The sequence below is a fragment of the Amycolatopsis sp. NPDC058986 genome (genome assembly GCF_042741125.1).
Taxonomy (GTDB): domain Bacteria; phylum Actinomycetota; class Actinomycetes; order Mycobacteriales; family Pseudonocardiaceae; genus Amycolatopsis.
This window is the reverse complement of record NZ_JBHYJW010000007.1, coordinates 168651-181714: the sequence shown is the minus strand read 5'-3', so window position 1 is coordinate 181714 and position 13064 is coordinate 168651. Positions and strand designations below refer to the sequence as shown.

Sequence of the window (13064 nt, the reverse complement as noted above, 5' to 3'; positions counted from 1 at the left end):
CATGACCCCCGATGAAGTCCGGGGGGTCAGCTTCGGCAAGCCGCCCTTCGGCAGGAGGGGCTACAACGAGGACGAGGTCGACGCGTTCCTCGACCTCGTAGCGCAGGCGCTGGCGGGCCGGAACACGCTGACCCCGTGGGACGTGCACAACGTCGAGTTCAGCAAGCCCCCGCTGGGTATGCGCGCCTATCACATGCGCCAGGTCGACGCGTTCCTCGACGACGTCGAGGAAGAGCTCTGGCGCCTCCGGGACGCGCCCCCGCCCAGCGGCTGAACCACGTCGTCGCTGGTAGCGGCTCACGTAATCATTCTGTGATGTGCGACACAGCGCGTTCGGTAGTCCCGGCTCACTCGATGGGCGATTGTTGGCCGCCTGATCGGGGTGAGGAGTCGGGCGAGGCCTTTCGGGGAACTCTTCAAGGGTTTAGGACGGACTACGGGAATCCGTAACCCACCCCTCAATCGGAGAGAGAGTCCCATGTCGTTCACCGCCGAAGACCTCGCCGAGGTCACCTTCGGTAACGCCCCGATCGGCCGCCGCGGCTACGCCAAGCACGAGGTCGACGCGTTCATCCGGCGTATCGCGAAGACATTCGCCGAGGAGGACGACCTGACCGCGGCCGAGGTCCACCACGTGATGTTCTCGCGGCCCCTGATCGGCAAGCGCGGCTACGACGAGCGCGAGGTCGACGAATTCCTCGACGAGGTCGAACAGCAGCTGGTCACCGAAACCGGGCGGCACGTCCCCGGTGTGCCGCTCGCCCGTGTCCAGGACGAGGCGACCGACGAGCGAGCCACACCCGAAGCCCTCGAAGAGCCTTCCGAGCGCATCAAGGAGCGGTAATGGCGGTGACGGCGATCGAGGCGCGGACCATCCAGTTCGACCGCGCCCCGATCGGCACCCGCGGCTACTACGAACCCCAGGTCGACGCCTTCCTGGAGCGGGTCGCCGCGACGCTGGACGGCGACGACGACCTCACCGCCGACGACGTCCACGACGTCGCGTTCAGCAAGGCGCCACTGTCGAAACGCGGCTACGACCACGCCGCCGTCGACGCCTTCCTGCGGCTCTGCGAAACCACCCTCGCCGACAACAGCGGCAGCGGCACCTTCCACATCGCCCCGCCGCTGGAGCACACCCACAGCCGCCGGAGCTTCTGGCGCCGCTGATCTGGGGCCGACGAGCCACCCCGGGAGCGAGCCGGTACTACTCGGCGTTCTTGGCGATGCGGTCGGCGTACTGGACAGCGGTGGCGGCGCGCTTGACCTTGCCCGACGGCGTCTTCGGCAGGCTCCCGGCGGGCAGCACCACCACGGCGAACGGGCGCATGTCGACGGCGTCGCGCACACGGGCCGCGACCTCTTTGGACAGTGCCTTCTCGGCTTCGGGATCCCCGGCGAGCTTCGATTCGACGACGACCGCGAACCGCTCGCGCCTGCTGCCCGCGTCGAGCCGCACCGCGACCGCGTTCCCGGCGCGCACGCCCTCGACCGAGGTCGCCGCCCGCTCGATGTCGGTCGGGTACAGGTTCCGGCCGCCCATGATGATGACGTCCTTGCGGCGTCCGCAGATCACGATCTGCCCGTCGACCAGGTATCCGAGATCGCCGGTGTCGAGCCAGCCTTCGGCGTCCTGTGTCGCGAGTGGACCGTCCATGGTCAGGTAGCCCGGCGTCACGGCCTCGCCGCGCAGCCGGATTTCCCCGACTTCCCGTTCCCCGAGCCGGTTTCCCTTGTCGTCCACGATTTCCGCTTCGAGCCCGTCGAGCGGGCGGCCGAGCACCGCGAACGAACGCACGTCGTCGGTGCCGCGTCGCGGGTCGCCCTCGGGCACCGGCACGGCGCGGTTGTCCGCCTCCAGCGCGTCGGCCTCGACGACGTCGAGCGTCAAACCGGTGAACAGCGGCGCGAAGGACACCGCCAGCGTCGCCTCGGCCATGCCGTAGGCCGGGAAAACGCATTCCGCGGGCATCTTGAAGCGCGCCCCGGCGTCCACAAAGGTCTGCACGGCGGTCTCGTCGATGGGTTCGGCGCCGTTGAGCGCGATCCGCAGCTTCGACAGGTCGTAGGCGTTGTCGTCGTCCACGCGCGCCATCCGCCGCCCGACGATGGCGTAGGCGAAGTTCGGCGCCGCGGTCGTGGTCCCGTTGTACTTGCTGATCAGTTCGGGCCAGATCAGCGGCCCGGCGAGGAACTCGACCGGGGTGATCTTGACCAGCTCGACGCCGAAGGTCATCGGCACGGTCAGGAACCCGACCATGCCCATGTCGTGGAAGGTCGGCAGCCACGAGACCATCACGTCGACGTCGAAGTCGAACTCCGCGCGGTCGACCATGGCCTTCACGTTCGAGTACAGGTTGCCGTAGGTGATGCGGACGGCCTTGGGCTCGGCGGTCGAGCCGCTGGTCAGCTGCAGCAGCGCCGTGTCGGACTCCTGCGTCGGCACCACCGCGTCGAGCGGCCGCGCGTCCGCGAGGTCGGTGATCAGCCGGAACCCGATACCGTGCTCGGTGAGCACCGGCGCCAGCTGGTCGAACGGTTCGCCAAGCAGCACCAGGTCGGAGCCGATCATGCGCAGCACGCGGACGGTGTCGGCGGCCCATTCGGCGAGGTCGGTCCTCGGCGTCGGCTGGTGCAGCATGGTGACGCTGCCACCCGCCAGCCACACCGCCTGCACGGTCGGCGCGATCAGCGCGGGGGCGGCGGCGAGCACGGCGACCGCGCTGCCCGGCTTCATCCCGCCTTCGACCAGCCCACCGGCGACCTTCAGCGCCTGCCGGTGGATGTCCGCCCAGGTCCGCCGGACGGGCTCCTTGGGCTCCCCGGTGACCATCCCGCGCTGCTGACCGCGCCCCGCCGCGGTGGCGACAAGCGTGTCCACGAACCGACTCATGCCGAGCAGATTACTGTCTGCCCGTCACGACCCGCCCGCCAACCGGCAATCCGCTATTCGAGCGTTTCGGACGTCTCCAGCCAGCGGGCCTCGACGTCGCCGATCTCCGCCTGCACGGCCTTCAGCTCGGTGTTCAGTTCCATCAGCCGCGCCGGGTCGGTCGCCGCCTCCAGGAGCACCGCGAGGATCTTCTCCTCCTTGCCGTGCAGCTGATCCAGCTTCCGTTCGAGCCGCCCCAGCTCCTTCTGCGCCGCCCGCACCTCGGCCGCGCTCTTCTTCGCGGCCGCCTTCTCCTCCGCCGCCGTGCCGTGAAGGCCCCCTTCCCGGCGTCCAGCGCCGGTAAGGAGACCTTCACGGCCGGACTCCCGCCGGGTGAGGTACTCGTCGATGCCGCCGGGCAGATGCGTCACCTTGCCGTCGCCGAACAACGCGACCGTGGTGTCGCAGACGCGCTCGACCAGGTACCGGTCGTGCGAGACGACGACCATCGTGCCCGGCCACGAGTCGAGCAGATCCTCCAGCTGCTGCAGGGTGTCGATGTCGAGGTCGTTGGTCGGCTCGTCCAGCAGCAGCACGTTCGGCTCGGCCATCAGCAGCCGGCACAGCTGCAGCCGCCGCCGTTCCCCGCCGGAGAGATCCTCGACCGGCGTCCACTGCCGGGCGGCCGGGAAGCCGAGCTTCTCCCCCAGCTGCGAGGCCGACATCTCCTGCTTGCCGAACACGACCCGGCTCGCGACCTGTTCGATCGCCTGGAGCACCCGCAGGTCACCGGGCAGGTCGTCGAGTTCCTGCCGCAGATGCGCCAGCCGGACGGTCTTCCCTTCGACCCGGCGGCCGGTCTCCGGTTCGACGTCGCCGCCGAGCAGCTTCAGCAGCGTCGTCTTCCCGGAGCCGTTGACACCGACGAGACCGATGCGGTCGCCGGGGCCGACGCGCCAGGTCACGTGGTCCAGCAGCGTCCGATCGCCGACCCCGAGCGTGACGTCTTCCAGTTCCAGCACGGTTTTCCCGAGCCTGCGCTTGGCGAAGGCCAGCAGTTCCACCGAATCCCGCGGCTCCGGGACGTCGGAGATCAGCGCCTCGGCCGCTTCGATGCGATACCGCGGCTTCGACGTCCGCGCCTTCGCACCGCGCTGGAGCCACGCGAGTTCCTTGCGTGCCAGGTTCTTCCGCTTCTCCTCGGCCGTCGCCGCCAGCCGCGCGCGCTCCGCGCGAGCGAACACCCAGTCCGCGTAACCGCCTTCGTACTGCTCGACGCGGCCACCCGCGACTTCCCAGGTGAGCGTGGCGACGGTGTCGAGGAACCACCGGTCGTGGGTCACGACGACCACCGCGATCCGGCGGGACAGCAGGTGATCGGCGAGCCAGCGCACACCTTCGACGTCGAGGTGGTTGGTCGGCTCGTCGAGCACGACGAGGTCGAGTTCGCCGGTCAGCGCAGCCGCGAGCGACACGCGGCGGCGTTCGCCACCGGAGAGGTTCGCGGTCGGGGTGTCCAGCCCGATCGCGGTGATCCCCAGACCGTCCACAATGGAGCGTACGCGGGCGTCGGCGGCCCATTCGTGCTCGGCGCCGTAGCGGGCGAGCACGACGTCACCGACGCTGCTCCCCTCGGGAAGTTCGGTCCGCTGGGTCACCACGGCCATCCGCAGGCCCCGGACCTGGCTCACCCGCCCGGAATCCGGCTCGCTGATCCCGGCGAGGACCTCCAGCAGCGTCGTCTTGCCACCCCCGTTGAGGCCGACGACACCGATGCGCTGCCCTTCGGCCACACCGAGGGAAACCCCGTCCAGCAGCGGGCGCACCCCGTAGGACTTGCTCACCGACTCCAGGTTGACCAGGTTGGCCATCCGATCAGCCGATCCTTTCCACTACGCGAAAATCTCGTCCGACGGCAGGCGCCGTCGCTATCCACAAAGGACGTCCACTCCGGACACCCAGGTATGTCTTACGCGTGCACTCTCGGCGGCGCGGGCCGCGGGGCGTCGTCCCCGCCGACCAGCCGCGCACCGGGCACCGGGCCGTGCGCGACCCGGACCGTGCGGCACACCCCGGCACCGGACAGCTCGGCCGCGACCTCGACCGCGGACTGCGCGTCGGCACACAGGAACGCGCACGTCGGCCCCGAACCGGACACCGTGCCCGCGAGCGCGCCGGCGTTGACCCCGGCCCGCAGCGTCCGCCGCAGTCCCGGCCGCAGGGACACCGCGGCCGCCTGGAGGTCGTTGCCGAGCAGCAGCGCGAGCTGCCGTGGATCGCCCGAGGCCAGTGCCTCGACCACCGGCGTGTGCGAGCCGATGCGCGGCGGCTTGCCCTCGGCACGGAGCCGGTCCAGCTCGCCGAACACCCGCGGCGTCGACAGGCCGCGCTGGTCGAAGGCCAGCACCCAGTGGAACGTGTGCCGCGCCAGCACCGGCACGAGCTGCTCGCCGCGGCCGGTGCCCAGCGCGGTGCCGCCGTAGAGCGCGAACGGGACGTCGCTGCCGAGCTTGGCCGCGATCTCGGCCAGCTCGTCGCGGGTGATGTCCAGTTTCCACAGCGACGCCAGCCCGACGAGGGTGGCCGCCGCGTCCGCGCTGCCCCCTGCCATCCCGCCCGCGACCGGGATGCCCTTGCGGAGCACGATGCGGACCTTCGCCTCGGCCCCCGGCTTCCCGACGTGCGCCGCCAGGGCCTGGGCCGCGCGCCAGGCGAGGTTGCTGGCGCCGGTGGGCACCGAGCCCTCACCCTCGCCGTAGACCTCGATACCCGGCTCTTCGGTGGCCATGACGGTCACCTCGTCGGTCAGCGACAGCGCCTGGAAGACGGTGACCAGCTCGTGGTAGCCGTCCTCGCGCAGGTCGGAGACCGAAAGGTGCAGGTTGACCTTCGCGGGAACGCGAACGGTCACTGGGGGCGGTACAACGGCGAGCACATGCCAAGCCTACGTGGCCTCGCCGGGAACGCTCGCGGAAGGAGAACGCACGACACGGTCTGCGCCCCGTAACGAAAAGGTCCGCCGGGCCTCCTGGCGGAACTCCAGGAGGCCCGGCGGACCTTCGTGATGCCGGTGGATCAGGCGGCGACGCCCTGCGGACCCCGCGTTGTGTGCGTGACCCGGCCGCCGCGCTCGGCGATCCAGGCCAGCGCCGCGTCCGACCGCTCACCGCGGACGCCGAGCCGGAACCGGCCCACCGGGGTGTCCCCGATGCGGGTGAGTCCGCCGCCGATGGTGGCGAGTTCGACGTCGAAGCGGCTCGCCGCCTCGGGCAGCAGGGCACCGACCGACGCGAAGCCGATCAGGACGACGTCGACCGAGCGGTCGTAGCGCGCGGCCTGCGTGCGAGTGGTCTCGATCGCGGGCAGCAGCGTCTGCGCGGTGCGGCTGGCCGGGTCGGAGATCAGGTCCAGCACGGTGCCGCGTTCGAGGACGGCGCCGTCCTCCAGCACGGCGACGTCGTCGCACACGCGCCGCACCACGGTCGCGTCCGGGGTGGTGACCACGATGGTGACGCCCAGTTCGGCCCTGGCGCGGTCGAGGACGGTCAGCACGGCCCCGGCCTCGTCGCTGTCGACGCCCGCGGTCGGGTCGTCGGCCAGCAGGACGGACGGGCTCGCCGCGAGCGCTTTCGCGACGGCGACGCGGCGCAGCTGGCCCTCGGTCAGCTCGGCCGGGCGCTGGGCCGCGCGCGGGGTGAGCCCGACCAGGTCGAGCAGCGTGCCCACGCGGCTGCGGCGCTGCGGGCCGTCGACGCCCAGCTGCTCCAGCGGGGTGGCGATGTTGCCGGCGATGGTCCGCTCGGCGATCAGCTCCGGCTTGGTGCCGACCACGCCGAGCTGACGCCGGATCTCGCGCAGCCGCCTGCCGTCGAGCGTGCCGGTGTTGAGGCCGTCGAGCCGGACCACGCCGCGGTCGGGACGCTCCTGCAGCGCGATGCAGCGGGCGAGCGTGGACTTGCCCGAGCCGGCCGGGCCGACGACGCCGAAGAGGGACCCGGCCTGCACGTCGACGCTCACGTCCCGTAGCGCGACGACCGGATTTCCGTTGTGGGGAAAGGACTTGGTCAGGTTTTCGACAGTGATCACGAAAGGCTCCAGAAGCAGGGCGCAGCACCCCCAGGCGCGCGCGACCGTTCACCAGTTGACCGTCCGAAATGGACGGTGCTCACGAAATGAGATTCAGGCGGCAGAACTCAGGCGAGAACGGTGGAGCGTCGACACGCACAGACCGTGCGGCGACCTTCATCGACTACACGCCGCCTGGTGAGCAGGAGCGGGCGGGCAACCCTCTTCATGGACGTGGCCTCCATCGGTCCTGGCGGTAGCACCTGCCCCGGGGAGGGTGGTTGCTGCGACTTCGGCGAGCCAGGTCTCTCAGTCGCTCGGGATGGACGCTTCGAGTAAAACCGATCCCAGGGATTGAACGCAAGCCCATAGGCACAGATCACACGACTGGCCGCGCCCAGACCTCGGGATCGGCCCGGACTTCAGCAAGCCGCGATAACGCCGTCACGCACCGGACGGGCGGGGCTCGCGCTCCGCTGCCGCGACGATACGCGCGAAGTCCCCGACGTCGAGCTGTTCGCCCCGCGTCTTGGGATCGATCCCCGCGGCGACGAGCAACGCACCCGCCCGGTCCGCGGAGCCCGCCCAGCCCGCCAGCGCCGCGCGCAGCGTTTTCCGCCGCTGTGCAAACGCCGCGTCCACGACACCGAACAAGGTTTCCTTATCCACAGTGGACTCTTCGGCGCCGGATTTCGCATTTTCGAAGGAGGATTCCGCACGTTCGAAGGAAACCAGCGCGGAATCCACGTTCGGCACCGGCCAGAACACGGCTCGCGGAACAGCGGCTACTTTGCGGGCACTGCCGTACCACGCGAGCTTGACGCTGGGCACGCCGTAGATGCGGCTGCCGGGCCCCGCGGCCATCCGGTCGGCGACCTCGGTCTGCACCATGACGAGCCCGCGCGCCAGCGACGGCAGCTCGGCGAGCAGGTGCAGCACGACGGGCACCGCGACGTTGTAGGGGAGGTTCGCGACGAGCGCGACCGGCTCGGCGGGCAGGTCCGCGGCCTTGACGCGGAGCGCGTCGGCGCCGACGACGGTGAGCCGCCCGGCGGCCTCCGGGCCGCGCTCGGCGACCGTCGCGGGCAGCCGCCCGGCGAGCACCGGATCGATCTCGACGGCGATCACCTCGGCACCGGCACCGAGCAGACCGAGGGTCAGCGAGCCGAGCCCGGGCCCGACCTCGAGGACGACGTCCCCCGCCCCGACCCCGGCGAGTTCGACGATGCGCCGGACGGTGTTCGGATCGTGCACGAAGTTCTGGCCGAGCTTCTTCGTCGGCCGCACGTCCAGCTCGGCCGCGAGCCCCCTGATCTCGGCAGGGCCAAGCAGTTCCACCACCGGCAGATCGTACCCAGCGCCGGTGGCCGGGGGCGTGCCGAGGGACGCCTTCGGTGCGTTGGCCGCACCGAGGGACGCCCCCGGTGCATTGAACGCACCAAGGGCGTCCCTCGGTTGCGGCCGCCCCCGCACACGACCGCTCGCGACCACTGGTGCGGCGAGCGTCACTTCGTCACAGCTGACGTGACATATGACGCCGCGATGTCACCGATTCCACTTCTCCCGGCACAACCTCGGCTCCGCACAGCCCGGCCCGGATGCGCCCCAATGTGGCGTTCGGTGCGTTGAACGCAGCCAATGCCACATTGGGGCGTTCGGGCACCTCGAGAACGGGGCACGGACCACCGAACCGGCAAAGCGAAGGCCCCCGGCGCAACGCGCCGGGGGCCTCGCGGAAAGAACAGGATCAGGGCTTGCAGCCCCAGGCGCTGTATCCGCCACGCGCGTCGCGGACCTTCTCGGCCACCGCGATCTGCTGCTCGCGCGACGCCTGGTGCGGGTAGGACGCGTATTGCTGGCCGCCGTAGGCGTCCCAGGTCTGCTTGTCGAACTGCAGACCGCCGTAGTACCCGTTGCCGGTGTTGATGTGCCAGTTGCCGGTCGACTCGCACTGGGCGATGCGGTCCCACACCGAGGTGTCACCGATGGCGGGCTGCGCCGGCTTCTTGGTGCCGACGCGGGTGATCTTCGGCTTGGGCTGGGTGGTGATCTGCTCGGAGACCTGCTCGCGAGAGACTTCCGCGCCGTTCTTCTTGGTGACCTTGTAGGTCACCATCTTCTCGCCGGGGGTGCCCGGGTCCTCGACCTGGGTCTTGCCCTTCTCCAGCGTCGGGTCGTCGACCTTCTGCTCCGGCGGGTCGATGGCCTCCTTCTGGTTGACCATCGTGACGCCGGTGCGGCTGACGTGGACCTCGGCACCGTCGGTCAGCTTGACGTCGAGGCCGCCCTCGACCGCGTCGTCCGGGCCGAGCGGCATCTTCAGCTCACCAAGGAGTTCCTTGGTGGTGACGGCGTTGCTGGTGAGCTTCTTCGGCTCGTTCGCGCCGTCGTAGAGCGTGATGTTCTTGAGGGTCTTGACCTGGACGGTCGCGCCTTCCAGCGGCAGCTCACCGCTCTGCGGCATCGACGTCCAGGCACCGGGCTTGACGACGTCGGTCATGCCGAGCTGGGTGAGCGCCTCGCCGAAGGTGGTCGCGCGGACCCAGGAGGACCGCTCGGCGCCGTCCACGACCAGCTTGAGCTGGCGGCCGCGCTCGAGCTTGATGACGCCGCCGTCGCCGACCGCGGCCTGCGGGGAGGGCGAGAGCGAGTCGTGCGCGCCGACCGACAGGCCCGCGTCCTCGAGCACCTCGCCGACGGTGCCGCCGAAGCTGTGCACGGTGCGCTGCTGGCCGTCGACGTCGACGGTGACGCTCTTGTTCGCCGCGAGCGCGGCGGCGCCACCACCGGCGACGCTGAGCAGGACGCCGAGCACGGCGCCCTTGAGGAAACGCTTCTTCCAGGTGCGGGTGGCCTCGCGCAGGCCGTCGTCGACCTTGACCGCGGCCTTCCCCGCTTCTTTGCCGACCCGGTCCTCGGCCACCTCGTCCGGCAGGACGATGGGCGGGAGCATCGTGGTCTCGGCGTTGATGAGCTCGATCAGCTCGTCGACGTCCACGTCGATCTCGGACATGAGCGTGTCGGCGTCGGGGCCGAGCGCCGCGAGGATGTCCTGCTGGGTGATGCGCGGGTCGTCGGAGAAGTCGAGCTGCCCGTAGGCGGTGTCTTCCAGCTCACGGTCGAGTACGGCCGTCTTGCTACCAGTCACCGGGTCGTTCCCTTTCCCAAGACGTCGTATTGCTACGCCGTCCTTCGCCTCGGTGCGCCGAAGCGGCGCACCTCTGAAGTCCGACACCCGCAGCCAGCGCCATCGTCACGGTTCCGAGTCGTACCAACCTCGGTTCCGCTTCCCCGACGTGCACTGACGTGACTGTGGGCGTAACAGCCGGCAACTGCTTACGCAGTTCCGACCGGCACGATCACGGGACAGTAACGGAGGTCGGCGGGTTGCGCAAACACCCCCCGGAGTGTCGTGACTTGCGTCACTCATCAGGTGGACGAATGTGACACCTCGAATGTCGCAGTCCGTTCAAGCCGATGTGACACTCGGGAGCCGGAAGACTCGTTCGGCAGTGGTCCGGACCGCTTCGGCGACCTCGTGCACCGCCTCGCCACGGAGCCCCGCGAGGTGCCGCACGGTGTAGGCGGTGCAGTACGGCTCGTTCGGCCGCCCACGGAACGGATGAGGGGTCAGGAACGGCGCGTCCGTCTCGGCGAGGTACTGCCCCTCAGGCACGATGCGCGCCGCCTCGTGCAGCCCGCGCGCGTTCCGGAAGGTCACGGTTCCCGCGAACGACAACACATATCCGGCGTCCACACACCGGCGCGCGATGTGCTCGTCGCCGGAAAAGCAGTGGAAGACGACGTCGTCCGGCGCGCCTTCCTCGTCGAGGACGCGCAGGACGTCCTCGTGCGCGTCGCGGTCGTGGATCATCAGCGGTTTGCCGATCCGCTTGGCGAGGTCGATGTGCCAGCGGAAGGCGTCCTGCTGCGCGTCGTGCGGGGAGTAGTCCCAGTAGTAGTCCAGCCCGGTCTCGCCGACGGCCACGACGCGGTCCTGCCGCACCAGACGCTCCACTTCGGACTGCTCGGCCTCGCCGAACTCCTTGGTGCGCGTGGGATGGATCGCCACCGCGGCGAACACCCGGCGGTCCCAAGTGGACGCTTCGGCGGCCCACCTCGCGGCCGCGAGGTCGTCCGCGACGGTGACCACACGGGACACTCCGGCGCGCTCGGCGCGGTCGACCATGGCCGAGACATCGGCCGCGGTGACCGCGCCGCACGCGTCGAGATGGGTGTGCGCGTCCACCACCGACACGGGCAGCCGGTCCGGGATCGGGGGCAGCTCGCGCTTTTCGTCACCCATGCGTACCTCTTACTTCTGGATCGGCGCCCATTCCGGCCCGGTCTCGCCGAGTTCCGGGTCGAGCTTGGCGAACAACGGCGTCGGCTTGTTCAGCGGCCTGCCGACCTCGATCGGGACGGACTCCCAGCGCGCCTGCTCGGCCGCGTAGTCGCCGGTGAGGATCGGGTTGACCCGGTCGGGGATGTCGAGGTCCTCGACCTCCTTCAGCTCCGGCTGGGCGGCCCAGACACCGGTGCCGCCGAGCGCCTCGTGCACCTTCTGCGCGGAGTGCGGCAGGAACGGCGTCAGCAGCGTGTTGGCGTCGGAGACGACCTGCAGCGCGGTGTGCAGCACGGTATCGCGCCGCGCCGGGTCGTCCTTGAGCTTCCACGGCTCCTGATCGGACAGGTACCGGTTCGCGGCGGTGACCACGCGCATGGCCTCGCTCGCCGCCTGCTTGAACCGCGACCGCCGCAGATGTCCGCCCGCGACGTCGAAAGCCTTGCGGGACAACGACTTCAGCTCCTCGTCGGCGGCAGCGGGGGCCTCCGGCCGGGGAATCGCGCCGACGTTCTTGTGCGCCATCGAGATGGACCGGTTGACCAGGTTGCCCCACTCGTTGGCCAGCTCGAAGTTGGTGCGCCGGACGAACTCGTCCCAGGTGAAGTCGGTGTCCTGGGTCTCCGGGCCCGCCACGGAGATGAAGTACCGCAGCGTGTCCGGGCCGAACTCGCGGAGGAAGTCGTTGACGTAGATGACGGTGCCGCGCGAGGTCGAGAACTTCGAGCCGCTCATGGTGAGGAACTCGCTCGACACGATCTCGTCGGGCAGGTGCAGCTTGCCGTACGGGCCGGGCTCGCCGCCGCGGTCACCTTCGCCGTTGTGCCCGAACAGCAGCGCGGGCCAGATCTGGGCGTGGAAGGTGATGTTGTCCTTGCCCATGAAGTAGTACGAACGCGCGTCCGGGTTGTTCCACCACTCCTGCCACGCGTCCGGGTTCCCGGACCGGCGTGCCCATTCGACGCTGGCGGAGAAGTAGCCGATCACCGCGTCGAACCAGACGTAGAACCGCTTCATCGGCTGGTCGCTCCAGCCGTCGAGCGGGATCTTCACGCCCCAGTCGAGGTCACGGGTGATCGGCCGGGGACGCATGTCGTCGATCAGGTTCTTGGTGAAGTTGAGGACGTTCGGCCGCCAGTCCGTCTTGGTGGACAGCCATTTCCCGAGTGATTCGGTGAACGCGGGGAGATCGAGGAAGTAGTGCTCGGTCTCGACGAACTTCGGCGTCTCGCCGTTGATCCGCGATTTCGGGTTGATCAGCTCGGAGGCGTCGAGCTGGTTGCCGCAGTTGTCGCACTGGTCGCCGCGGGCGCCGTCGTAGCCGCAGATCGGGCAGGTGCCCTCGACGTAGCGGTCCGGCAGGGTGCGCCCGGTGGACGGGCTGATCGCGCCGCGTGTCGTCTTCGGGACGACGTAGCCGTTACGGTGCAGCGCGAGGAAGATCTGCTGCGTCACCTCGGCGTGGTTGCCGGTGGTGGTGCGGGTGAACAGGTCGTAGGTGAGGCCGAGGCCCTGCAGGTCGGAGCCGATCTGGCGGGTGTACTTGTCGGCCGTCTGCTGGGAGGTGAGCCCCTCCTTGTCGGCCTGGACGGTGATGGGCGTGCCGTGTTCGTCGGTCCCGGACACCATGAGCACCCGGTTGCCGGCCATTCGCTGGTAGCGGGAGAAGACGTCGGACGGGACGCCGAATCCGGACACGTGGCCGATGTGGCGGGGGCCGTTGGCGTAGGGCCAGGCCACCGCGGTCAACACAGGGGTGCTCATACCTGTTTAGCCTACGGA

Annotated in this window: 11 protein-coding genes and 1 riboswitch; of the genes, 3 read left to right on the top strand and 8 right to left on the bottom strand. The window is 69.9% G+C overall.

Annotated features, from left to right (window positions below):
• The first annotated feature begins 1 nt into the window (after position 1).
• The 3 genes from ACFW0G_RS09485 (at position 2) to ACFW0G_RS09475 (ending at position 1170) form a co-directional block, all read left to right on the top strand.
• On the top strand, positions 2-274 hold the full coding sequence (locus ACFW0G_RS09485) for a DivIVA domain-containing protein (protein WP_378324444.1): 273 nt from the start codon (positions 2-4) through the stop codon (positions 272-274).
• Between the two features lie 204 nt (positions 275-478).
• On the top strand, positions 479-844 hold the full coding sequence (locus ACFW0G_RS09480) for a DivIVA domain-containing protein (RefSeq protein ID WP_378324443.1): 366 nt from the start codon (positions 479-481) through the stop codon (positions 842-844).
• Entirely contained in the window at positions 844-1170 is a 327-nt protein-coding gene (locus ACFW0G_RS09475) for a DivIVA domain-containing protein (RefSeq protein WP_378324442.1), read from the top strand. The genes ACFW0G_RS09480 and ACFW0G_RS09475 overlap by 1 nt, the downstream gene beginning before the upstream one ends.
• A 37-nt stretch (positions 1171-1207) precedes the next feature.
• On the opposite strand, the gene ACFW0G_RS09470 is transcribed toward ACFW0G_RS09475, so the two are convergent.
• The 8 genes from ACFW0G_RS09470 to metG all read right to left on the bottom strand — a co-directional run bounded on the left by ACFW0G_RS09470 (position 1208) and on the right by metG (position 13046).
• Positions 1208-2893 (bottom strand): fatty acyl-AMP ligase, encoded by a 1686-nt coding sequence (locus tag ACFW0G_RS09470; protein WP_378324441.1) that lies wholly within the window; start codon positions 2891-2893, stop codon positions 1208-1210.
• Between the two features lie 53 nt (positions 2894-2946).
• Entirely contained in the window at positions 2947-4743 is a 1797-nt protein-coding gene (locus tag ACFW0G_RS09465; RefSeq protein WP_378324439.1) for an ATP-binding cassette domain-containing protein, read from the bottom strand.
• 98 nt (positions 4744-4841) lie between these two features.
• The gene (locus ACFW0G_RS09460) at positions 4842-5807 is read right to left on the bottom strand and encodes a 4-(cytidine 5'-diphospho)-2-C-methyl-D-erythritol kinase (protein ID WP_378324438.1); all 966 of its coding nucleotides are present in this window, start codon (positions 5805-5807) and stop codon (positions 4842-4844) included.
• Positions 5808-5947: 140 nt separating this feature from the next.
• A complete protein-coding gene (locus ACFW0G_RS09455; RefSeq protein WP_378324437.1) occupies positions 5948-6958 on the bottom strand; it encodes a methionine ABC transporter ATP-binding protein in 1011 nt (336 codons plus the stop codon).
• A 217-nt stretch (positions 6959-7175) separates the two neighbouring features.
• Positions 7176-7266: riboswitch (SAM riboswitch) on the bottom strand.
• Between the two features lie 115 nt (positions 7267-7381).
• Complete coding sequence (gene rsmA / locus ACFW0G_RS09450) at positions 7382-8278, bottom strand: 16S rRNA (adenine(1518)-N(6)/adenine(1519)-N(6))-dimethyltransferase RsmA (protein ID WP_378324436.1); 897 nt, start codon at positions 8276-8278, stop codon at positions 7382-7384.
• A gap of 406 nt (positions 8279-8684) precedes the next feature.
• A complete protein-coding gene (locus ACFW0G_RS09445) occupies positions 8685-10085 on the bottom strand; it encodes a transglycosylase family protein (protein ID WP_378324435.1) in 1401 nt (466 codons plus the stop codon).
• Positions 10086-10406: 321 nt separating this feature from the next.
• A complete protein-coding gene (locus ACFW0G_RS09440; RefSeq protein WP_378324434.1) occupies positions 10407-11243 on the bottom strand; it encodes a TatD family hydrolase in 837 nt (278 codons plus the stop codon).
• A 9-nt stretch (positions 11244-11252) separates the two neighbouring features.
• A complete protein-coding gene (metG, locus tag ACFW0G_RS09435) occupies positions 11253-13046 on the bottom strand; it encodes a methionine--tRNA ligase (RefSeq protein WP_378324433.1) in 1794 nt (597 codons plus the stop codon).
• Between the last annotated feature and the right edge of the window lie 18 nt (positions 13047-13064).

Bases quoted from the DNA above. Each gene is read 5' to 3' on its own strand.
- ACFW0G_RS09485 (WP_378324444.1), top strand. From the start codon at position 2: ATGACCCCCGATGAAGTCCGGGGGGTCAGCTTCGGCAAGCCGCCCTTC.
- ACFW0G_RS09480 (WP_378324443.1), top strand. From the start codon at position 479: ATGTCGTTCACCGCCGAAGACCTCGCCGAGGTCACCTTCGGTAACGCC.
- ACFW0G_RS09475 (WP_378324442.1), top strand. From the start codon at position 844: ATGGCGGTGACGGCGATCGAGGCGCGGACCATCCAGTTCGACCGCGCC.
- ACFW0G_RS09470 (WP_378324441.1), bottom strand. From the start codon at position 2,893: ATGAGTCGGTTCGTGGACACGCTTGTCGCCACCGCGGCGGGGCGCGGT.
- ACFW0G_RS09465 (WP_378324439.1), bottom strand. From the start codon at position 4,743: ATGGCCAACCTGGTCAACCTGGAGTCGGTGAGCAAGTCCTACGGGGTG.
- ACFW0G_RS09440 (WP_378324434.1), bottom strand. From the start codon at position 11,243: ATGGGTGACGAAAAGCGCGAGCTGCCCCCGATCCCGGACCGGCTGCCC.
- metG (WP_378324433.1), bottom strand. From the start codon at position 13,046: ATGAGCACCCCTGTGTTGACCGCGGTGGCCTGGCCCTACGCCAACGGC.